Source organism: Chryseobacterium sp. GW821-FHT04C04 (genome assembly GCF_059420365.1).
The window spans coordinates 117,893-140,158 of the sequence record NZ_JBWKTO010000001.1; the positions used below are offsets into that span (position 1 = coordinate 117,893).

23 protein-coding genes are annotated in these 22,266 nt (G+C 35.7%); 9 read left to right on the top strand and 14 right to left on the bottom strand.

Annotated features, from left to right (window positions below):
* Position 1: 1 nt before the first annotated feature.
* From AC07UM_RS00565 to AC07UM_RS00580, 4 genes are all read left to right on the top strand, one after another.
* Positions 2 to 607, top strand: a complete 606-nt coding sequence (locus tag AC07UM_RS00565) for a DUF4230 domain-containing protein (protein WP_494682952.1) — start codon at positions 2 to 4, stop codon at positions 605 to 607.
* A gap of 17 nt (positions 608 to 624) precedes the next feature.
* Positions 625 to 765 (top strand): hypothetical protein, encoded by a 141-nt coding sequence (locus AC07UM_RS00570; protein ID WP_185147139.1) that lies wholly within the window; start codon positions 625 to 627, stop codon positions 763 to 765.
* 66 nt (positions 766 to 831) lie between these two features.
* Positions 832 to 966 carry a hypothetical protein gene (locus AC07UM_RS00575; RefSeq protein WP_494682951.1) on the top strand — a complete coding sequence of 45 codons (135 nt, stop codon included), beginning with the start codon at positions 832 to 834 and terminating at the stop codon, positions 964 to 966.
* A 73-nt stretch (positions 967 to 1,039) separates the two neighbouring features.
* Positions 1,040 to 1,225 (top strand): hypothetical protein, encoded by a 186-nt coding sequence (locus AC07UM_RS00580; protein WP_103234663.1) that lies wholly within the window; start codon positions 1,040 to 1,042, stop codon positions 1,223 to 1,225.
* A 97-nt stretch (positions 1,226 to 1,322) separates the two neighbouring features.
* On the opposite strand, the gene leuB is transcribed toward AC07UM_RS00580, so the two are convergent.
* From leuB to AC07UM_RS00600, 4 genes are read right to left on the bottom strand one after another with little or no spacing between them, the layout of a single operon-like run.
* Positions 1,323 to 2,447, bottom strand: a complete 1,125-nt coding sequence (gene leuB / locus AC07UM_RS00585) for a 3-isopropylmalate dehydrogenase (RefSeq protein ID WP_494682950.1) — start codon at positions 2,445 to 2,447, stop codon at positions 1,323 to 1,325.
* Entirely contained in the window at positions 2,428 to 3,036 is a 609-nt protein-coding gene (gene leuD / locus AC07UM_RS00590; protein WP_494682949.1) for a 3-isopropylmalate dehydratase small subunit, read from the bottom strand. Before leuD ends, leuB begins: the two co-directional genes overlap by 20 nt.
* Positions 3,037 to 3,087: 51 nt before the next feature.
* Complete coding sequence (gene leuC, locus AC07UM_RS00595) at positions 3,088 to 4,476, bottom strand: 3-isopropylmalate dehydratase large subunit (RefSeq protein ID WP_494682948.1); 1,389 nt, start codon at positions 4,474 to 4,476, stop codon at positions 3,088 to 3,090.
* A gap of 30 nt (positions 4,477 to 4,506) precedes the next feature.
* Positions 4,507 to 5,670: a 2-isopropylmalate synthase gene (locus AC07UM_RS00600; RefSeq protein ID WP_494682947.1), complete on the bottom strand. Its 1,164-nt coding sequence runs from the start codon at positions 5,668 to 5,670 to the stop codon at positions 4,507 to 4,509.
* Between the two features lie 148 nt (positions 5,671 to 5,818).
* On the opposite strand from AC07UM_RS00600, the gene AC07UM_RS00605 reads away from it, so the two are divergent.
* Positions 5,819 to 7,363: a hypothetical protein gene (locus AC07UM_RS00605; protein WP_494682946.1), complete on the top strand. Its 1,545-nt coding sequence runs from the start codon at positions 5,819 to 5,821 to the stop codon at positions 7,361 to 7,363.
* A 189-nt stretch (positions 7,364 to 7,552) separates the two neighbouring features.
* On the opposite strand, the gene AC07UM_RS00610 is transcribed toward AC07UM_RS00605, so the two are convergent.
* The gene (locus AC07UM_RS00610) at positions 7,553 to 8,527 is read right to left on the bottom strand and encodes a dipeptidase (RefSeq protein ID WP_494682945.1); all 975 of its coding nucleotides are present in this window, start codon (positions 8,525 to 8,527) and stop codon (positions 7,553 to 7,555) included.
* A 243-nt stretch (positions 8,528 to 8,770) separates the two neighbouring features.
* Between AC07UM_RS00610 and thrS the strand changes: the two genes are divergently transcribed.
* Together thrS and infC are read left to right on the top strand one after the other, a co-directional pair.
* On the top strand, positions 8,771 to 10,690 hold the full coding sequence (gene thrS / locus AC07UM_RS00615; RefSeq protein WP_124531271.1) for a threonine--tRNA ligase: 1,920 nt from the start codon (positions 8,771 to 8,773) through the stop codon (positions 10,688 to 10,690).
* Between the two features lie 163 nt (positions 10,691 to 10,853).
* Positions 10,854 to 11,354 (top strand): translation initiation factor IF-3, encoded by a 501-nt coding sequence (infC, locus tag AC07UM_RS00620; RefSeq protein WP_185097810.1) that lies wholly within the window; start codon positions 10,854 to 10,856, stop codon positions 11,352 to 11,354.
* Positions 11,355 to 11,485: 131 nt separating this feature from the next.
* Here infC and AC07UM_RS00625 read toward each other — a convergent pair whose 3' ends face one another.
* Entirely contained in the window at positions 11,486 to 12,046 is a 561-nt protein-coding gene (locus AC07UM_RS00625; RefSeq protein ID WP_494682944.1) for a hypothetical protein, read from the bottom strand.
* Between the two features lie 159 nt (positions 12,047 to 12,205).
* On the opposite strand from AC07UM_RS00625, the gene AC07UM_RS00630 reads away from it, so the two are divergent.
* Together AC07UM_RS00630 and AC07UM_RS00635 are read left to right on the top strand one after the other, a co-directional pair.
* Positions 12,206 to 13,279: a resolvase gene (locus AC07UM_RS00630; protein ID WP_494682943.1), complete on the top strand. Its 1,074-nt coding sequence runs from the start codon at positions 12,206 to 12,208 to the stop codon at positions 13,277 to 13,279.
* Positions 13,280 to 13,387: 108 nt separating this feature from the next.
* Positions 13,388 to 13,954: a hypothetical protein gene (locus AC07UM_RS00635; protein WP_494682942.1), complete on the top strand. Its 567-nt coding sequence runs from the start codon at positions 13,388 to 13,390 to the stop codon at positions 13,952 to 13,954.
* An 84-nt stretch (positions 13,955 to 14,038) separates the two neighbouring features.
* Here the strand turns inward: AC07UM_RS00635 and AC07UM_RS00640 are convergent, their stop codons facing one another.
* From AC07UM_RS00640 to AC07UM_RS00675, 8 genes are all read right to left on the bottom strand, one after another.
* Complete coding sequence (locus AC07UM_RS00640) at positions 14,039 to 14,668, bottom strand: response regulator (RefSeq protein WP_494682941.1); 630 nt, start codon at positions 14,666 to 14,668, stop codon at positions 14,039 to 14,041.
* A gap of 2 nt (positions 14,669 to 14,670) precedes the next feature.
* The gene (locus AC07UM_RS00645) at positions 14,671 to 17,001 is read right to left on the bottom strand and encodes a tetratricopeptide repeat-containing sensor histidine kinase (protein ID WP_494682940.1); all 2,331 of its coding nucleotides are present in this window, start codon (positions 16,999 to 17,001) and stop codon (positions 14,671 to 14,673) included.
* Entirely contained in the window at positions 16,940 to 19,408 is a 2,469-nt protein-coding gene (locus tag AC07UM_RS00650) for a tetratricopeptide repeat protein (protein ID WP_494682939.1), read from the bottom strand. Before AC07UM_RS00650 ends, AC07UM_RS00645 begins: the two co-directional genes overlap by 62 nt.
* Before the next feature lie 72 nt (positions 19,409 to 19,480).
* A complete protein-coding gene (locus AC07UM_RS00655; RefSeq protein WP_494682938.1) occupies positions 19,481 to 20,245 on the bottom strand; it encodes a hypothetical protein in 765 nt (254 codons plus the stop codon).
* Between the two features lie 59 nt (positions 20,246 to 20,304).
* A complete protein-coding gene (locus tag AC07UM_RS00660; RefSeq protein ID WP_494682937.1) occupies positions 20,305 to 20,775 on the bottom strand; it encodes a hypothetical protein in 471 nt (156 codons plus the stop codon).
* A gap of 33 nt (positions 20,776 to 20,808) precedes the next feature.
* The gene (locus AC07UM_RS00665) at positions 20,809 to 21,261 is read right to left on the bottom strand and encodes a hypothetical protein (protein ID WP_494682936.1); all 453 of its coding nucleotides are present in this window, start codon (positions 21,259 to 21,261) and stop codon (positions 20,809 to 20,811) included.
* Positions 21,262 to 21,333: 72 nt separating this feature from the next.
* On the bottom strand, positions 21,334 to 21,849 hold the full coding sequence (locus tag AC07UM_RS00670) for a hypothetical protein (RefSeq protein WP_494682935.1): 516 nt from the start codon (positions 21,847 to 21,849) through the stop codon (positions 21,334 to 21,336).
* Between the two features lie 87 nt (positions 21,850 to 21,936).
* Positions 21,937 to 22,125, bottom strand: coding sequence for a hypothetical protein (locus tag AC07UM_RS00675; protein WP_494682934.1), 189 nt, complete (start codon positions 22,123 to 22,125; stop codon positions 21,937 to 21,939).
* Positions 22,126 to 22,266: the final 141 nt, after the last annotated feature.

Below are 22,266 nucleotides of genomic sequence, written 5' to 3' on the forward strand. Positions count from 1 at the left end.
TTTGAGAAATTATAAAACAATTTTGTCTTTTGCAGCCGGCGCTGGCGTTGTGATACTGCTCTTTTTCGGTCTTAAATCCTGCCTAAACTTGGGAAACAAAACCGAGAAATCGGATTATTATATCCTGACCAATCAGATTTCCAAGATGAATAAGATGGTGGTAATCGAACAGAATACCTCCAGTATGCAGAAAACGAAGCTGGGATTTGAAGTATTCGGAAAGGAAGTGTCAAGCAACAGTATTATTACCTATACAAAGACCAATGCGCAGGTTTCTTATGATCTTAACAAAATGAAGATCGAAGTAGATTCTATCAACAAAAAACTGGTTATTACAGAACTTCCTGACGCAGATATCAGAATCACGCCAAGCGTTGAAATCCAGTCTTTAGATGATTCTTTCTTTAACCGAATTGAGGAAAAAGACATTAAGAATGTTACTCAAAAAGCTAAAGAAACTGCAGAAAAATCAATTGACCAGAATCAACTGAGGAGTGAAGGCCATAAGCAGCTGATGGAAAACCTTAATAACATTTTCGTTCTGGCAAAAGCTTTGAATTACACTATTGAAGATAAGACAGGAAAAATTGGTATCTTAGGTCTCTAAGACTAAATACTAATATCATGAATTCAACAGAAGACAAAAAAGAAAAAGAAGAGACGTTACAGAATCAAGATTTGGAAAACAACCCATCTCCAAAAAAGACAGAGAAAAAAGATGTTCCAAAATCTTCTACAAACAAATCCGGTAAAACTGGAGGTTAAGTAGGAGCATAGCTTACAAGTATAAATATTATTATTCAAAAAATAAAAATATTAAAACTTAAAACTATGGACCCAAAAGTAAATACCAAAGGTAAATCCGAAGGAATACAACAGGATGAGAATCTTAACAATACACCTGCTTGTGATAAAGAAGATGTTCCCAAGTCACTAACCCAGAAATCAGGAACACGCGGAGGATAATTTATGCTTTTTGATTTTGGCAAGCGCTTTGAATGATAATTTCATATATTTTTGAAATTAAAAATTTAAAGTCATGAATACAAAAGGAAATACCAACAAAAAAGAATCTGCCAACACTGCAGAAACTAAAAAGCAGAATGAGGATTTCCAGGATATTCCTGCTGCCTCTAAAAAGACCAATCCACCTGAGATTGACAAAGAAGACATTCAAAAGGCTTCAAAAAATAAATCAGGAAAAACGGATAATACAAAAAGATAAAAGAGCCATCAGGCTTCTTTATAATTAAAAAACGAAAAGTTCCGCTTCATATGAGGCGGAACTTTTCTTTCTAACTATCTAAATGAACTTTTTGTTTCTATACAATGGTTGATTTTCCGATCTTGATATTTTCAAAATTGTAATACGATTTTTCGGAATATCTGATATGGTCGGCAATAAAGCTTCCCACTTCACTTGTTGAGTAATACTGCTTCGTATTCAGATCTACAGTAACATACTTATTTTCAATAGCATGCTCCACAGACTGCCTTAATTTGCTGGCTGCAGCCTGTAGGTTAAGATGATCCAGCATCATGGCCACACTTAAAATAGAGGCAACAGGGTTTGCAATCCCTTTTCCTTTAGCCTGAGGATAAGATCCATGGATAGGCTCAAATAAAGCATTCTTCTCTCCCACTGAAGCAGATGGCAGAAGTCCGATAGACCCCCCAATCACACTTGCTTCATCTGAAATAATATCTCCAAACATATTTTCAGTCAAAATAACATCAAAGTGCTTAGGATTAAGGATCAGCTGCATCGCTGCATTATCCACAAACATATAATCAAGCTGTACATCAGGATATTCTGTGGCAATTTCCTGACATGTTTTTCTCCATAATCTTGAAGTATCCAGAACATTGGCTTTATCAATAAGCGTAAGCTTTTTACTTCTTTTCTGCGCTTCCTGAAATGCCATATGAGCAATCGGAATAATATCTTCACGGCTGTATTTACATACGTCATAAGCATAAGCCCCTTCCGGATCTGTAAATTTTTCACCAAAATAGATTCCACTTACCAGCTCTCTGAAGATCTGAATATCCGCTCCTTCAATAATCTCTCTTTTGAGCGGGCTCTTATCAATTAAAGAGGCATACGTTTTCAAAGGACGGATATTGGCAAACAATCCCAGCTCTTTGCGAAGTTTTAACAACCCTTGTTCAGGTCTTACTTTTGCTTCCGGATTATTATCAAAAATAGGATCTCCGATGGCCCCAAAGAGAACAGCATCAGATTCTTTACAAATTTTCAGGGTCTCATCCGGCAAAGGATTTCCTGTCTTGAAAATAGCTTCTGCACCGATTAATCCATAATCAAAATGGAATTTGCATTGAAAAGCTTCAGCAATAACATCTAATATTTTAATGCTTTCACTGATGATTTCCGGGCCGATCCCATCTCCGGGAAGAACCGCGATTTTAAAATAATTGTCGCTCATTTGTTTTTTGTGTCTTTAGTTCAAACTTTGTAATCGCCTGTTTTTTGCTGATTAAAAAATCAATATCATCATAGCCGTTTAATAGGCATATTTTCTTGTAAGAATCAATATCAAAGGTTTCAGTGGTATCTTTAAAGCTGATAGACTGCAATTCTACATCAATAGCAATTTCATTGTCTGGATTTTCATTAATTCCTTCTAAAATTTCTTTTAAAAACTCTTCAGAAACTTTTACAGGAAGAAGCCCGTTATTCAAAGCATTTCCTTTAAAGATATCCGCAAAATAGCTGGAAACAATTACTTTAAAACCATAATCCGTTAAAGACCAGGCAGCATGTTCACGACTGCTTCCGCAGCCGAAATTATTTCCCGCCACCAGAATCTCACCACTGAACTTAGGATTGTTTAAAACAAAGTCAGGATTCGGTTCACCTGTATGAATATTGAATCTCCAGTCTCTGAACAGATTCTCGCCAAAGCCTTTTCTGTCTATACTTTTCAGAAACCTTGCAGGAATAATCTGATCTGTATCTATATTTTCTGCCGGCAATGGAACTGCAGTGGATTTTATAATAACTAATTTTTGCATGTATTCTATATTGTTAGACTTTGTGGTTAAAACACATTTTAAAATTCCTTGTTAGTGTACACTTTCAAAAGCGGAAATTTTACCTTCTATCGCTGCTTTTGCTGCGGTAAGCGGACTGGCAAGAATGGTTCTTGCTCCCTGTCCCTGCCTGCCTTCAAAGTTTCTGTTGGAAGTGGATACACAATATTCTCCTTCAGGAATCTTATCATCATTCATCGCCAGACACGCTGAACATCCCGGCTGACGAATCTGAAATCCCGCTTCATTGAATATCTTATCTAGTCCTTCTTCATAGATCTGCTTAACAACCTGCTGAGATCCAGGTACTATAAGAGCCTTCACTGCTTCAGACTTACTTTTCCCTTTTATATATTGAGCTGCTGAACGGAAATCCTCTATTCTTGCATTGGTACAGCTTCCAATAAATACATAATTGACTTTTATATTGGATAGTTCCTGCCCTGCTTCCAATCCCATATACCGTAATGCCTTCTCTTCAGATTCACTCTGGGGAGCCGGAATTACTTCACGGATAGAAATCCCCATTCCCGGGTTTGTTCCGTAGGTAATCATCGGATAGATGTCTGCAGCATCAAAGCTGAGTTCTTTATCGAAAATAGCCCCATTATCTGTTTTCAGGGTTCTCCAATACTCTACTTTCTCTTCCCATTCTTCACCCTGCGGAGCGAATTTTTTATCTTTTACATATTCAAAAGTCGTTTCATCAGGGGCAATCATTCCGCCTCTGGCACCCATTTCAATGCTCATATTGCATACGGTCATTCTTCCTTCCATCGACATTTCTTCAAATACATTTCCGGCATATTCACAGAAATATCCTGTTCCACCATCTGTTCCTATTTTTGAAATGATATAAAGAATAACATCCTTAGACTGAACATTTTCATTCAAGGTACCAGTCACAGTAATTCTCATTGATTTTGGCTTGTTCAGCAACAGACATTGGCTGGCAAAAACCTGCGCGACCTGGCTCGTTCCAATCCCAAAAGCAATAGATCCGAATGCTCCATGTGTAGAAGTATGGCTGTCACCGCAAACAATACTCATTCCCGGTTGTGTAATTCCCAGTTCCGGAGCAATGATATGAACGATTCCCTGATATTGATGCCCCAAACCGAAGAGTTCAATATTATTTTTCTTACAGTTTTCAGTAAGCTGCTCTACCTGATTTCTTGAAAGCTCATCCCTGATGGGTTGCTCCTGATGCAAAGTGGGTACATTATGATCAGCTGTTGCTACAATCTGTTCCGGTCTGAATACCTCCAGGTTTCTGGACTCAAGTTCCGCAAAAGCCTGAGGGCTTGTTACCTCATGGATAAGGTGCTTGTCTATGTAAATAATCTGAGGTCCGTCAGGAATAGTTTCTACCACATGAGCGTCCCAAACTTTATCGAAAAGTGTCTTTTTATTACTGTTCATTGTTTACTTTATCTTGATTTAAATCAAACCTTACCCTATTTTTCTACTGAAAGAATCCATCATTATGCTCAAATCATCGTTACCTATTTCTTTTTTAAGGTCAGCAATTTTCAAAAATTCCTGATATAAATAGTCAAGTTCATTCTTGGTAATATCATACCCGATATTTTTAAAGCGGTATGCCAACGCTGAACGTCCGCTTCTTGCAGTAAGAATTATAGAAGATGCATTCACTCCTACTTCAGCGGGATCAATGATTTCATAAGTTTCTCTGTTTTTGATGACACCATCCTGATGAATTCCTGAGCTGTGGGCAAATGCGTTAGCCCCTACAATAGCTTTATTCGGCTGCACAGACATCCCCATCAGTTCAGATACCATTGTACTCATTTCATTCAACATTCTGGAATTGACATCAGTATGCAGATTTAGATTTTTATGCTGTTTTAAAATCATGACGACCTCTTCTAATGCCGTATTTCCTGCTCTTTCTCCCAACCCGTTGATGGTACATTCGATCTGACGGGCACCATTGATGGCTCCGGCAATAGAATTGGCAGTAGCCAGCCCAAGATCATTGTGACAATGACATGACAATACTGCTTTTTCAATTCCTTTTACATTTTCTCGCAGGTATTTTATTTTCTGTCCATACTCTTCTGGCAGACAATATCCTGTGGTATCGGGAATATTTAACACCGTAGCTCCGGCTTTAATTACAGCTTCGCATACCTGTGCCAGATAATCATTATCCGTTCTTCCGGCATCTTCAGCGTAAAATTCTACATCTTCTACATAGCTTTTTGCATATCGAACCGCTTCTGCAGCTCTCTCAATGATATCTTCTCTCGTTGAATTGAATTTATATCTGATATGGGAATCGGAAGTTCCGATTCCGGTGTGTATTCTAGGTCTTTTGGCAAATTTCAATGCTTCTGCAGCAACATCAATATCTTTCTTATTCGCTCTCGTCAATCCACATACTTTTGCATTTTTCACCAGTTTTGAAATTTCAGAAACAGATTCAAAATCTCCAGGACTGGAAATCGGAAATCCTGCTTCAATGATATCAATCCCCAGCCCATCAAGCCTTTCAGCAATAATCAGTTTTTGTTCCGTGTTGAGTTTACATCCCGGAACCTGCTCCCCATCTCTCAGTGTTGTATCAAAAATTTCAATTTTATCGGAATTCATAAGTGAAGTTTTTTACTTAATTTTGGTTCAAAACTACAGCTTGCAATATTTTTTGATTTTCACTTTTTCTGAAAACTACAATATTCAACAGTTGAAAAAATGATCGTATTCATTTATTAGTCAGTATTTTAATTTATAAAAATTTACAATGGCAGAATTGCAGAAAGATTTTTTGTTTGTATTGGTAAAGTCATTGACCACCTCAGAAAAACGACAGTTTAAGTTATATGTAAACCGTCTCGGAATCAACGTAGATGCCAAATTTCTCCTGTTATTTTCCGAAATAGACAAGATGAAGGAATATGATGAAAGTGTAATTATTGAGAAAAAAATCTCTACAAAGCAGCAGCTTTCCAATCTTAAAGCCCACCTTTACAAACAGATTCTGGTAAGCCTCCGCATGAACCCTAGTCATCAGAATTATAGAATTCAGCTCCGGGAACAGTTGGATTTCGCCAATATCCTCTATCAAAAAGGGCTTTACAAGCAGGCTTTAAAAATATTGGATAAAACCAAGCAATCTGCCCTCGAACTGGATGAAAAAAGCATTGCTTCTGAAATCATAGATCTCGAAAAAGTAATTGAATCACAGTTCATTACACGAAGTATTGAAGGACGCGCCGAAGAGCTCATCAAACAATCCCAGGAAATAAGTAAACAGAACCGTTATACCACAAAATTATCTAATCTTTCACTGAAATTATACAGCGAAATGCTTACCCATGGCTATGTGAAAAATGATACAGACCGGCAGGAAGTGATGGATGTTTTCAATGCTCATATTAAAAATATAAGCCCGGAAAAACTGAACTTTACTGAAAAGCTTTGGTATTATAAGGCCCATGTCTGGAAAAACCAGCTTTTACAGGATTATAAGTATACATTGAAATATGCTTATCAATGGGTAGATCTGTTTCATAAGAAGCCTGAAATGATCTTCAGCCATCCGGTTTGGTATATCAAAGGCAATACGTATCTGCTGAAAATTCTGTTTCTCTACGGAAATATTGACATTCTGGAAGAGCATTTTGCTAATTTTAATAAGATGGTGAATGCTGAGAACTTTGCACAGAATGAAAACCTTCAATCTCTTATTTTCCTTACCCACTACAATACACTGATGAATATTCACTTTGTAAAAGGCGAGTTTTTCACGGGAACCAAGCTTATTCCTGAAGTGGAATTAAAAATGGAAAAACTCAGAGAAAGAATTGACGAACACCACTTTATGATTCTCTATCTTAAAATGGCAGCGATGTTTTTCGGCAGTAAAATGTTTGCAAAATCGATTGAGTACTCGATGAGGGTGATAGAATCAAAAGGAAATGTACAGGAAGACCTGCTGTTTCATACCCGAATTTTGATTTTAATGGCGAAGTATGAGTCTGGAAATGATGAGGATTATGATGAATTTATTGCCTCGACATTGAAGTTTGCAAAAAAAATGAAAAAGCCAGAGGACTTTCATTTTGAAAGCATTCAGTTTTTTAAGAATCTTAATAATCAGGTGTTGAATCAAAGACAGAAAGCTTTTGAAAGTTTTGATAAAAAACTGGAAGAATTTTCCAATAACGAATATTACAGACGGTCATTATTTTATATTGATATTCATGGATGGATCCAATCGAAAGTTCAGAATGTAGATGTCATTGAAATCATCAAACAGAAAGTAAAGTACAAAAGAAAGCATTAATTAAAAACACGTAATATATTGTTTTAAAGTTAATTGAACTACTTTATTTAATTTAAAATTAAATATTAAAAACAATCAATTTATTTTAAAAATAATCTCTCGCAGGTTGAAAGAATTTCGCAGATCCCTATAAAAAGATCTGCATCATCTGCTCAATCTGCGAGAGAATAAAATGATCTTATGATTGTATTATTTATAAATGCGTTCTAAAAAATTCAAAACATTTCTATGACTGATCTTTTCTACCAATTCAGATGAAAAACGTTCTTCAATTTCATGATTGACCGCCGGATATACTGAAGCATTGGAATGCTCAGGAAAGAAAAAAGGATGGCGGGATTTGTCCGGATGATCTTTCCAATAAAAATAATCAGCTCCATAGGCAATACAGTCTTCACCACCAAGATCCAGCCCATATTGAATATGTTCATAAAGCCTTTCAGCATGATGAATATCAACATAATCTTTGATAAAATTAAGCCCAATCAGACCTTTTCTTTTAATAACTTCCTGAGCCAGTTCATCAGGAAGATTTCTGTTATTTTTATAAACGCTTCTGTAGTTGGAATGGCTTGCCAGAATAGGAATTGAGTAATTTCGCTGGTCAATATAATTGAAAATATCATAAGCCAGCTGATCACTTGTATGGGCCAGATCAATGGCAATTTTTCTGTCAGCAATATAATCGATCAGCACTTTTCCATCTTCTTTTAAACCTGCCGCAGCACTATTTCCTCCGCCGAAACGATTTTCAAGGTGATGGGTAATCCCGATATAAAGGACTTTCTCTGTGTTCTGAATAATGGTTTCCAGGTTTTTGAATCCGGATTCCAGGCTTTGATCTTCATCACAGAAAGCAGATGCATTTTCAATAGAAGCAATGATTCCTACCCGATTTTTATTTTGCGGAGCGTTGAAATGATCATGATTAAAGAGGAAAAAGTTTTCATTTTTGATAAGATTTGCAAATAATTTGCTTTGTTCCAGTCCATAACCTGTACTATTTGCCCCTGTTCCTGCATATATCGCCATCACCTGAAGTTTTACATTGCCTTCCTGCAAATAAGGCAGTGAGCATCCAATTTCTTTGTCATCAATAGCAGCATCAGGACTTAAGAGGTAATACAATAAATCACAGTGAAGATCAATATTTATAGTATTCATAATAAATTGTAATTTGTTTATTTTAAAAGAATTGCGAAATAAAAAAAGTCTCAATATTGAAGTTTAAAGCCATAGAAAATCCGGGGTATTTTCTGTAAAAAACTGAATATAGAATTCAATGTAATCAAAATTTCCAGTGCCTTTCTATTTTTAAATATTAATTCTCATTCTAAATATATAGGCTAATATAGTATATTATCTAAAAATTCCGTATTTTTGCATCTTAAAATTTCTTAGTAAACAATGATAAAAATTACACTTCCAGACAATAGTGTCAAAGAATTCGAGGGAGCAGTGACTCCACTAGATGTGGCAAAATCTATAAGCGAGGGATTGGCTAGAAACACCATTTCCGCAATTGTTAATGACAAACAAGTAGAAACGACCACACCTATAACCACGGATTCTACAGTACAGCTATTGACATGGAATGATGATCTTGGAAAGAAGGCTTTCTGGCACTCTTCTGCCCACCTTTTGGCGCAGGCAATCCTTGAATTTTATCCTAATGCTAAGTTGACCATCGGGCCTGCCATTGAAAGCGGATTCTATTATGATGTAGATTTCGGGGATGAAAACTTATCTGAAAAAGATTTTGAAAAGATTGAGAAAAAGATCTTAGAAAATGCGAAGAAAGGTTCTACCTTCTCCCTATATCCTGTTTCTAAAGATGAAGCTTTAAAAACATATGCAGACAACCCATACAAAGTAGAATTGATCTCTAATCTTAATGATGGAGAAATCACTTTTGTAACACACGATAATTTCACAGATTTATGTCGTGGTGGTCACATTCCGAATACAGGAATTGTAAAAGCGGTTAAAATTTTAAATGCAGCAGGAGCCTATTGGAGAGGAAATGAAAAGAACCCACAATTGACAAGAGTATATGGTATTTCTTTCCCTAAACAGAAAGACCTTACTGAATATCTTGAAAGATTGGAAGAGGCAAAAAGAAGAGACCACAGAAAATTAGGTAAAGAACTTGGAATTTTCGCATTTTCTGAAAAAGTAGGTGCCGGTTTACCACTATGGCTGCCAAAAGGTACTGCTTTAAGAAGAAAACTGGAAAACTTCCTTTCAGAAGCTCAGAAAAAAGGAGGGTATGAATTTGTCATGTCTCCCCATATTGGATCTAAAGAATTATACGTAACTTCTGGTCACTGGGATAAATATGGAGCAGACAGCTTCCAGCCGATTAAAACTCCGAACGAAGGAGAAGAGTTTTTGCTGAAGCCAATGAACTGTCCTCACCACTGTGAAATTTACAAGACTTCACAATGGAGCTACAGAGACTTGCCAAAGAGATATGCAGAATTCGGTACAGTGTACAGATACGAGCAGAGTGGAGAGCTTCATGGCTTAACAAGAGTTCGTGGATTTACCCAGGATGATGCTCACCTTTTCTGTACTCCAGATCAGCTTTCTGAAGAATTTGAAAAAGTTATTGACTTGACTCTTTATGTTTTCAAATCTCTAGGTTTTGAAGATTTTGTCACTCAGGTTTCATTAAGAGATCCTGAAAACAAAGAAAAATATATCGGTTCTGATGAGAACTGGGAGAAAGCAGAAAGTGCAATCATCAATGCAGCTCAAAAGAAAGGGTTGAAAACAGTTATTGAATATGGTGAAGCAGCATTCTACGGTCCTAAACTTGACTTCATGGTGAAGGATGCTTTGGGAAGAAAATGGCAGCTGGGAACCATTCAGGTAGATTATAACCTACCGGAAAGGTTTGATCTTCATTATATCGGAAATGATAATGAAAAACACAGACCGGTAATGATCCACAGAGCTCCTTTCGGTTCTATGGAACGTTTCATTGCTATTTTGTTAGAAAACACGGCAGGTGATTTCCCATTATGGCTGAGCCCGGATCAGTTTATTATTCTACCAATCAGTGAAAAATATGTAGATTATTCGAAAAAAGTTTCAGAATTTTTGGAAAATCACGATATTAGCGGTCAGATTGATGACAGAAACGAGAAGACAGGTAAAAAGATCCGTGATGCTGAATTGAAGAAGATTCCTTTCATGCTTGTAGTAGGAGAAAATGAAGAAAAAGAAGGCACGATTTCTGTAAGAAGACGTGGAGAAGGAGATCTTGGAGTGATGAAACTAGAGGATTTTGTAGCGTACTTCAAAAAAGAAGCAGCAATATAAATTTAAATTAAAAGATTGAAGGATTCAAAAATTAATGGGATCTTTCAATTTTAAATATTTAAATCAATTAAATTAAGTAATTAACCAATAAAATTATAATACAATAGCACAAAGATTTAACAACAGGGGCCCACAAAGACGTCCTGTACAGGAGGACTTACACTTGATCAACGATAAAATTCGTGTGAGAGAGCTTCGTTTGGTGGGCGATAACGTAGAGCCAGGAATTTATCCAATTGACAAAGCAAGACAGATTGCTGCGGATCAGGAGTTGGATTTAGTAGTAATTTCTGATAAAGCAGAACCTTTTATTGCAAGAATATTAGAATATAAAAAATTCTTGTATGAGCAAAAGAAAAAACAGAAGGAACTTAAAGCTAAGCAAGTAAAAGTGGTTGTAAAAGAGATCCGTTTCGGACCTCAGACTGATGATCACGATTATGAATTCAAGAAGAAGCATGCTGAAAAATTCCTTGAAGAAGGTTCAAAATTAAAAACCTACGTATTTTTTAAAGGACGTTCGATTATCTTTAAGGACCAGGGAGAAATTTTGCTTTTAAAACTTGCTCAGGAATTGGAGCATGTTGGTAAAGTAGATCAGCTTCCTAAGCTTGAAGGAAAAAGGATGATTATGATGATGAGTCCTAAAAAACCAGCAAAATAATTAAATCATTATTTTACATATAAACCTCAAAGCAATTTGAGGTTTTTTTGTTGTAAAATTTGTAGGAAAATTATAGAAATTGTTGATTCAGACTACTCTACCGCCTGAATCAACGATACTCTTCTTAGAAATCATCCTTCAAAATCACCACAATCATGCTCTGTAAAAAGAGGCAAAGCTTTTTGAGTGGTGAAATAGGTGGATATTCTTTTGTTTTTCATTTCCAGTTTCTGACCTTTTATAACAAGTTCGTAAACCGGAGATTTATCTATTTGAATTAACGTATAAGTTCTTTCCGGGGTTTTAAAAATAGTTTTATTTCCTTCTATAGAATATGAAAAATCATGGATTTCAAAGATGTCCTTTTCATCACAGACATTCGTCCATTGTATTTTCTTCTTTGTAATGGACAAACTTGCCAAATCGCACGAATAACAGTTGCCCGAGAACTCAATCCCATATTTCTCATACACATTTGTGCTTTTACCATTCAAAACATCAATAGGAACTAAGGATGTAAAATCACTGGGCACTTCTAATTTGGTTATGTCTTTCTTTTCCGGATCAGTTTTAGAAACCGGAGCTGTTTTCACATCTGGAGAAGCCTTTTTTTCCACTTTTTTTTCTGTAGCAGGTGAGCAGGAAGCTAATAAAGTCATGACAACTGAAAAGCTGATTATTACGTTTTTCATTTTTATAAAAATAATTTACAATACTTAGTGTATCACTTTGTAAAATTGTTCAAATTCTATCGTTTGATATATCCCTGTTTTCAGCCATTTATTCCCCATTTTAGGCGGTTTTATTGGCTGCTGGTCTGAATACTGATACATTTGCCAAAAAATATAAAAATGAAACTCTTAAATCAATTCTTTATATCATCTATGCTTGTTTTTGTGGGGTGTAACCAACAGAATAAAATATCAGAAACCAACAAGGCAGAAACTGAAGTTAAGCAAAAAACAATAACCTTTGCCGATTTCAAAAAAATAAAAGGAGTAGATAATGTACAGGATGTCCCCTTTCAGTTGTTCACCAAGCTGGATTCTATACAGTTTTTTGTAACCCCAAGCAAAGATGCCGCTCATCTGAAAATAGCTTATCATAAACTTGATAACTATTATGGGTTTGAAGAATTTGAGGACTTCTACTCCATTCATTACAGCATTAATAATAATATTTCAAACAGCATTGAAGCTTTTGTTTTGAAATCAGAATTCAAGGCATCATTTGAACTGACTTTAAAAGGGGTGGATCTTTATGAGATCAGAAGCAGCACATTTAGAAAATCTGACGATTTTAAGAATAAATCTTTTAGCAAATACGGAACAATTGCTGAGATTTCAGAGCAGGAATTTAAAGCAAGCTCAAAAAACCGAATCGGTGAAGCGTTGGTAAAAAATCCGAATATACAACTGCAGAATGGTAACTGGGTATACACTGACAATAGCAGAAAAGAGATTATCACACAACATGAAAATATATCTACAGAGACCGGGCCGCTTGCTAATGAATATATAGGACGATCACCTTTCTTAAACCTGGAGGTTTTCAAAGAAAATACTGATGAAGCCGTAGATTCTTTCTATTCTTTTTACAATATAAAAAATGCACCCATGTTTGAATTGGGTACACAGGGTTATCCACAGATTCTACCCACTAAGAGCTGGGTCACCTACATCTCATCCAATAATGATGTGGGGAGTAATTTTGTGATCACTCAATACTTACCACAAACTAAAAGACAGGAGAACCTTTTATATGCAAATTTTACCAATTTCAAAATAGCCGATGAAAAAAAGGCATTCTGGACAGATAATGAGACCTTTTATGCAGAAGTTTATCCACTCAATTCTGCTTCAGCCAATGGTAAAAAACAGAAAACGGCTTTTATCAAAATTCAGCTGAAGGCTAATCTGTTTTAAGTAAAAATGCGTTTTAATATCTATCAATAAGATAAAAACCCCTGAAACCAGCGAGTGTCTAAGGGAACAAAGTCTAATATCTTTGCTGCAATTATTTAAAGAGATACAATGAAAAAATTAAGTTTAACCCTCCTTTTTTGTTTATTAAGTTTTATGACTTTCGCACAATCCTTAAAAGTAGTTATAAAACAGGATGGAAAAGTGATTGAGCCCGTGAATGATGTTTATGAACTAAAAAAATCTACATTCCTGTTCGAAATTACCTCTACCAATCTGGAAGGATTTTTAGTGGGGGCCACTACCAATAAGGATATTTATGCCGGAGCTTTAGGTCTTTTCAATACAGAGGTTCCCTGGTTCCAGAATACGGGGATGGCAGAGGAGCTGTATAACAAGGACAAAGAAATGTTTCTGATGGATTCTGCACCTTCGTATTGGTATTATACAGACGCGAGAGACCATAGATTTGATAAAAACCCTAAAGGTAACATCAAACAATGGACAGCTACCCGTACTATTACAAGGTTTTATGATATCATGGTCGATCAGCCCATCAATTTAAAAGATTTTGATGGCAGCGTTTATCTATTAATGTATCAGCCTGAATATAACGATGAGTATGATTTAATAGGAAAGAAAAATCTGTTTCAGGCTGCGTTGAAATTCAAAGATTAATGACTACACACCTAAATTATTTGATTATATAAAAAAGGTCTGCTTCCGTAATGAAAGCAAGCCTTTTTTCTGGAATGAATATTTTTACGCGATAATCAAACCGTATTCTATCGCTAATTTTATCGCTGAGCTGAGATTGGATGTTTGAAATTTTTCAATAAGGTTTTTCCTGTGGCTCTCTACCGTATGCGGGCTGATAAAGAGTTTTTCTGCCATTTGATTGGTCGTAAGCCCTTTCGCTGCTTCCCCCAGGATTTCTTTTTCCCTTCTTGTCAATTTCGGGACCTGGCTTAATCCATCTACCGATTTTTTTTCCAGAACAGACTTAGTTTGGGAGCATAAAAACCGATTACCTTCATATACGGTAGTAATGCCTTCCAGAATTTCAGAAACTGAAGCATTTTTTTGAATGTATCCCAAAGCACCTTCAGCCAAAGAACTATTTATGACAGGCAGTTCATTGTGAACGCTAAGGATAATAATCTGGAGGTTTCCATATTTTTTCTTTAAAGGTTTTATGAGTTCAATGCTGTTGGTATCTACCAGATTGATATCCAGCAACAAAATATCAATGGCTTGCTTTGCAAGGCCTGCATTCATTTCTGAAACGTTTCTGAAACAATCTACGACATCTATGGTATTGCTGTTTCCTAAAATATTCTTCAATCCTTCTAAGAGAAGTGGATGATCGTCTGTTATGGCTACTTTTATCATGTTTAATGAATAGGAATTTGAAGTTCTATACTGGTTCCAATATTCAGTTCGGAGGTGATGTTCATCGTTCCTTTTAAAAACTGGACTCTGAGTTCTATATTGTGAAAACCGGCTGTTTTTTTCTCGTCTAAGCTTGCAGGGTCAAAACCTTTGCCATTGTCCTCTACGGTAAGGTTTAATGCATTTTCTTCCTCACTGATCTGAATAATAATTTCGGAAGTATTGGCATGTTTTATGGCATTGTTGACCAATTCCTGGATGATCCTGTAAATGATCAATTGCTTTTCCTGCGATATGGAATTGCTGTAATTGATAAATTCGGTGTGAATTTCTAATGCATTATTGGAAATACGCAGGGCAAACTCCTGAATGGCGATTTCCAGACCGTACTTCATTAGTAAATCGGGCATTAAATTGTGCGCTACACGTCTTAACTCCTCCACTGCACCATCAATCTGGTCAATTGATTTAGAAATCCCTTCTTCTATATTCCCGGACTCATAAGGATTCAAATAAGACAACTGATGTTTGGTTCCTGAAAGCAAGCCTCCCAATCCGTCATGGAGATCACGGGCGAGGCGGCCACGCTCCTGTTCCTGCCCTTCGAGCAATGCTGTAAGCGTGGATATTTTTGAGTTTTGTTTCTCTTTTTCCATGGCTAAAGTATGAAGCTCATCTCTCCGCTTGATGGACTTCGCACGCTGTTTATAGGCATAAAGCAGTAAGAGGATCAAAACAATGAAGAATATAATAAAGAAAATATAGTAGGTATTGATCTTTTCTTTAAAGGCCAGCAGCTTTTTGTAGTTGTTGATATCGTTGTTCTTCTGTTGGGTTTCTAATTTTGCCAGGTGAAGCTGCTGTTCTTTTTTCTCCGATTCAAGTTCTGAGAATTTCAGCCGCTCACGCTGGTTTTCTTCTACCAGTTTTAAGTTGTTGTATACCTGTTCGCGCTGTGCCCGCAGGATGTTGATCAACTTAATTTCCTGTACTTTTTTATCACTTTCCAGCTGTAGTTTTATATACTTCTGTTCTTGTCGTTCTTTATCAAACTGAGATTCTAATCTTTTGGTAATATCCAGTTTTTCCTGATCGTAAACGCTTTTATATTTGTCAATATAACTTTTATAATACGTAAGTGCTTCTTTATCACTGCCCTGCTCTTCGCTGATTCTGGATAAAGATTCAAGAATAGACAATTCTATATTATGATCTCTGACCGGGCTTTTCCCAATTTCCATAGAGGCTTTTAGAAAATAAGATTTAGCTAAGTCATAATTTTTATCCTGTAGGGCCAATTCTGCCAGAATCCCAAATGAAGAAGCGATATGAATGGGGTCTCCTATTTCCAGACTCACGCTGTTGGCTAACCTGGCATATTGCATGGCTTTCTCCCTATCAAAACCAGTATACAGATTGGCTAAATTGATCGCAGCATAGGAAAGGCTGCTCCTGTTGAGCATAGCCCCTTTGTTTTTGTTGAAAGTCGTGATAGCCTGCAGATAATACTGCTCTGTTTTATTTCTAAACTCTTTATTCGATGAATTTTGGGTGTATTTTTGTTCGTATACGTAGCCCATTCGCATATAGGCATCGAAGATAAGATTAGGATCATTTTGTTTGGATGCCAACAGTAGAAATTGTTTGCTGTATTTCTCTTCCAGTTGGTATTCATTGAGGTTGGAATAAATGGCAGACAACTCTTTGGCTGTATTACCAAATCTTCCGTACAGGGTGGAGGTCGTTGGCGAATTTTCGTAATATTCGATCGCTTTTAGATAAGCAGCAACAGCATCAGTCGTTTTATTATTACGTACCAAAATCCAGCCTTTGGCATATTGCAGATAGCCTTTGGCTTCGTTGCTATTCGTTTTTAAACTATACCCCTTTGCCATGTCCAGACTTTTTTGGGATTCTGCTCCTTTATTATCAAGCCGATAATTCATGGCTTGTACAGCGTACAAAATGGTGGCGTATTTCCCGTCAGCCTGTTTTGTGGCGATGGAGATGTTGGTTTCTAAAACCTGATAAGATTTAGGTTTAAGGTTATGAAAAAATAAGGCTGTAGCGTATTTAGGAGCCAGATTCAGCTGCTCTGCCGTATTGTTTGAAGCATGGTTATATTCCTTTTCTAATTTGCTTAAAAGATCTTGTGCCTGAACAAAAAACGGACAAAAAAGTACAATAAATATAAACAATAACCTGTGCATCAAACCCTTATCTTTATTAAGTTGTATTGTAGTAAAGAATGTAAATATAAGTAAATACCTGCTAATTGATTTTGAAGCCATTTTCTTCAGCGAAAGTTCTCCACTTCTGAAGCTTTTTTTCATTTTTAAATGCCGGATCTTCACCGTAGTAGTACACCAGACGCTGAGTAGCATATTCGTAGGCATTGTAGGCATTAGCCTGTTCGTAGTACTTAATAGCTTTCTTTGCATCGGCTTTTACACCCATACCATGTTCGTAGATAATACCGTAATAGATTCCCGAATAAGACTGATCATAGTCTTTCTTTAAATACATTAAAAGATTTTTATAGTCTCTTAACTGGTAATAGATTTCTGAAATTTTATCGTAGTTATAGTAGTATTTTTTCTCGGCCTTTTGATAAAAATCCAAAGCTTTATCATAATCCTGTATGACATGTTCTCCAAAATAGTACAAATCACCTAAATTGGCAAGCGCCATTCCATCACCAAGCTCAGCGCCTTTTCTGTACGCCTGAATCGCTTTTTTGATATTAAAAGAATATCCGGTCCCGTTGTGGTACAAAGCCCCTATATTGTTCCAGGCTACAGGGTGATTTTGTTGGGCCGCTTTTTCGTAATATGCAATCCCTTTTTGTGGGTTAAATAATGATTCTATTTCAGGATCGGTGAGTAAGATCCCCATTTCTACCCAGCTATCTACATCGTTTTTCTGAGCAGCTAGTTCAAACAGGCGAAGCGCTTCCCGGTAATTTTGATTTTCTTTTGCTTCAAAAGCCATTTTTTTAATGATTTCAACATCCATGAACTGTTCAAAGTTACTACCTGCCTGGCTTTTCCAACGGTTATAAAAGGAAATAAAATATTCCAAATCTTTTCCACGGAATGAATACCGATCGAGATAAATAGTTCCATACTCAGCTGCCTTTACCGGCTGAATGCTTCTATCTTCATTTATCCTAAACATATTGGCCTCTTTATATAGAAACAGCAATCCTTCTTCCATTCTATAGTTCAAAGGATTAGAAATATAGTCATACAATTCAGCCGACAAATCATTTTCGAAATCAAACAATTGATATCCTTCATTTTTTTTGACGGATAAAAATCCGTTTTCCAAATAATGAATCTGTTTAATTTCTGATTGAGGAGCGATTAACCAATTTTCATTGTCTGCATCAAAAAGTCCTAATCCGGTTTGGGTTTCCAGGATAAAAGCATTGTTTTTATATCCACTACTTGATTCTGCTTTTACTTTAATAATATATTCATTGTCTAACAAAAATCTATGTTTTAAGGCATGATAGATTTTCCAGTTTTTATCTTTACGAACAGCCAGTGCTTCAAAATTATCTATTAAAATCAATTGATCGGCTTCATCTATTATAAGATTACCTTTTTCATCGATCAATCTGCCTTTTTTGTCAAATTTGTTCGGTTTAATCCAGAAACAAGCATTCGTTTTTAAAATACTGCCTTCTAAAAAATCACCCAAATAATGTCCTTCTTTTGTATAATACCTGCGTTTACTGGTTCCCTTTTGTTTGGTGAAAAACAACTCTGGGAAATAGTCATATTCATAAGGAGTTTCGCTTTCTACAGGAATAATGATACTATTTTCATCACCATACACTCCAAATTTACCTTCATTTTCCACCCCTAAAAATCCATATGCCACTCTTTCGACTGCATCATAATCAGCCGGAACCAGCCAGGTTTTTGAATAGATTTTTAAAATCCCCGATTTCGCGTTCACCTTTACCTCTCCTAAAGGTTCCAGTGCAAAATCGAACACATCAAAAGCTTCTTCATACATTGGAGGAACCAATTCTTTCCCGTCACTTTGCAGGTACCCGAACAGTCCTTCTTTTTGGATCACCGATATACCGTAATTATAGTCTGCTTCAAATATTTCATCATAAACGGCCGGAACCAAAATAGTACCTTTTGCATCCTTCAGACCCAATTTTCCGTTTTCTTCAAATACAGAAGAGGCTACTTTCTTATAAGCAAGCTCCTCAAAATAACCTAATCCGTAATTGATCCAGTCGGTTTGTAAAATATCAAGAAATGAGGAATAGCCTGTATGCGAAAACAAGGAATCTAATAATGAAAGATTCTGGGTTTCCACAGCCTTTTTATACAGCTTGCTTTTCTGTTGAATTTCCACCACCCATTCCTTTGCCTGTACTTTATGCTTTTCTTCATTCATATTGAATACATCTGTTGCATTCAGTACGAAGGAATCATAAGGCAATGCTTCCAGGAACTCAAACATTTTGTTGACGGGTTCGTAGTAAGCTTTTTTGTAATGCAGTTGATAGGTATCAGCCAGCAGATTGAAAAAATAACGCAACTGAACGATGCCTTGTTCTTTATTAGAGAAAAACTCAACGCCTTCCACTTTAATATCTTCTGCAATAAGGGGATACAGCAATAAGGGAATTTCGTAGTTCCATTCGCCTAAATAGGTATCGAAAGATTGATTCGTTTTCTGATCGTAATTGTATAAATAAATACGGTGTGCCATTCGCTAAAATTAGTAAATCGTAAAGTTTTGAAATATATTTGTTTACAGTGATTTGATAGATCCAATTTCAGATTAAGTATACTCAAAACAGATAACTGCTTTTTTAAGTTCTTTGTCATAAAATAAATATAATTGATCTGCTGCTGTATTTTGGAAATCATAGCCTTCTATGCACCCGATATAATCCATCAATGTATGATTATTTTTATAAGGTTTCTCAGTCAGGTTATCTCCTCCGAAGTGAGTTTCTTCTAAGGGGAGCGCATTGGTATTAAGCTCTTCAAAAACACCATAAATTTTCTTTTGCAAACGTTCCTCTGCATATTCTGAGTAATCATCTTTCTCCAGATCTTCAACCGTAAGCTTACGTAAACGCTCTAAACGGCGAATGTCGTAAACCTCTAAACCCGGCCGATTGAAATCTTTATCATAAAGCTTATTGTGTTTTTGGTAATAGTCTTTTTTTAATTGATACATTGCCTCATTCATATTGTATTCAATCTCTAAATCTGAATAATTGTTTCCATAATCTTCCGGAGTGATCTCGGTATGGGCTGAAAAATACTTCCAATCTGCATCAAATTTGTATTTGCCATCAATCACATCAAAGCCAAACATATCCGCTTTGGTAAATTCTGTATGATATTCTGGTTTATCTTCCCCAACACAGCCATCGTAAATTTCCTTTACAGAAACAATATGCAGCCATTGATCTTCTGATGGATCAATCATCTTTAAATTAATTGAGCAAATCGGAAGGAAATACTTTTTATGATTTTCAATATCATCATAAAATACGTCTTCGTAGGCGGGGAATATTTTTATTAAATCTGTCATTTTACTTTCTTTTCAATTTTAGATGATGTGTATTTATAGTCATTAGAATTATATTTCATCTAATTCAACAAATCATCAAGTACATCTACTTCATCCCAATTTTGATCTGTAAATAGGAGAGAAATATCAACTTGCGATTGAGTCTGGTTATACTTGTTAAGTTCATTTTCTTGAAATGCAGTCAAATCCTGCAAATAATTGGGATCTTTTATAATGAGAGTATTCTTGTTATAAAAAATTACATATCCTATTATTTCTTTCTGGCTATTCATTTGATTAGATAGAAAATCTACATAGTCTATAACAGAAGAAATATTATAAAAATCAACTGGAAAATTAACTTTTTGTTTTGCTATCCGTACCCCATCCTCACTATGAATATTAAGAATGGATATAATATCAGGCTCAGCACTCAACATAGCCCAATCAGGCATAGCATATGTAAATTTATCAGAATAATGATTCTCAATTTTTTTTTTTATTTTCAGGATAACTTTATTGGGGTTAAATCCCTCTCGCATATCTTTCATATCATACTGAAATTTGACCTTTGAAACTTCATTTTATTTTCTTATTAATTTTAGCTGTTTTCTTTCTTTTGAAAGGTTAAAAGACATGACTTTGGGTGGTTTGAATGTTTGTGTAGGCGCGTTACAGAATTCAGATTTTCTAATACTATCGACTTCCATTTTTATCTGGTTGACTTCCGTAAAATAATATCTGCCATATATCTCTGTGAAGCAATCGTTTCCACATTGCCAGACATCATAGCTTTTGAATTTTCCTTCATCTAAAAAGTTTACCGCGTGAAAGTTGAAAATAATTGCAGTGTCTATTCTCTTGGATAGATAATAGGTTTTCTCGCCATCTGGGGTCATAGGTCCGCCACTATCTACAATCCAGTTGGTGTTTTTCAGGTAATTCTGGAAATTTGTTTTTTTTCTTTCCGGATTTTTGCAACTGGAGATCATTATCAAAATGACGCTCAAAAATGAGAAAGCAAAAGTTTTTTTCATTGTAGCTTAGTGTATTAATTACTTATTCAATTTTCTCCAAAATCCGTATTCCCTATTATGGTTTTCAGGTGTTTAGATTTTTGCAAAGAAATTAAAGGTCTGTTGGGCAATAAGCTTTGGGATTGTACCTGATGCATTATTGATCCGGTCTTCGTACAATTCAATTTTTATTATTTTAACATCATTCGGTATTGTGTAGATTTCATCTTTTGTATAATTATAACCCTTTATATTAGCGCTTTCTTTACCCGGAACATTTTTAATCTCTACAAAATATCTCAGTATAGTGGAATTGCCATTTTGTTCTCCTTCTTCAAAACGGATTTTTCTTATCTGATGAATGATATGTCCACCAGAACTGATATTTCCCTGTATCCGGAATTTTAGTGTTTTACCATTTTTGGAAAGCATGAAAATGAGGGGAGCAAGACGTTCTGTAACTTCCATATGGCTCGTATAGGTATATGTTTTACCTGTTTCCGGAACTTCTCTTGTAATCCGTTTGGGTTCTGAATAAATGGTAGTCACTTCCATTTTCTGAGCACTGATTTTACACCCAAACAGGGTTAAAAATGAAGTTAAAATCATGAGGTTTTTCACCGCTTTATTTTTAATTAAAGATAATTAAAGAAGGTGGATGAAAATATCCCCGATAATGGTGGTTTTTTAGCAGCTCTAGTTCATTCCGTTTTTGGCATCTTTCAATATCTTTTCGGCTTTCATCCTTATCGCTTTAGGCAATAACTTGAAATTGGCATCCTTTTCTTCCCGATACTTGTTTTCTTCCTGAAACGAAATCCAACCTATAATTTTTGCTTTTGAAAGTACTTTTCCCCCTGTGTTAGTGTAAACAATAACTTTCAAAGGCTTGACATCTAATCCGTCTGATTCTTCAAAATAAGTAAGGTAAAACTCAGGAAAGTTATCTTTGTCTGCATCACCAATTTCACAGAAGTTGATGATATGGTTTTATAAAATCCAATATCTGCTTACTTTTACAGCTTC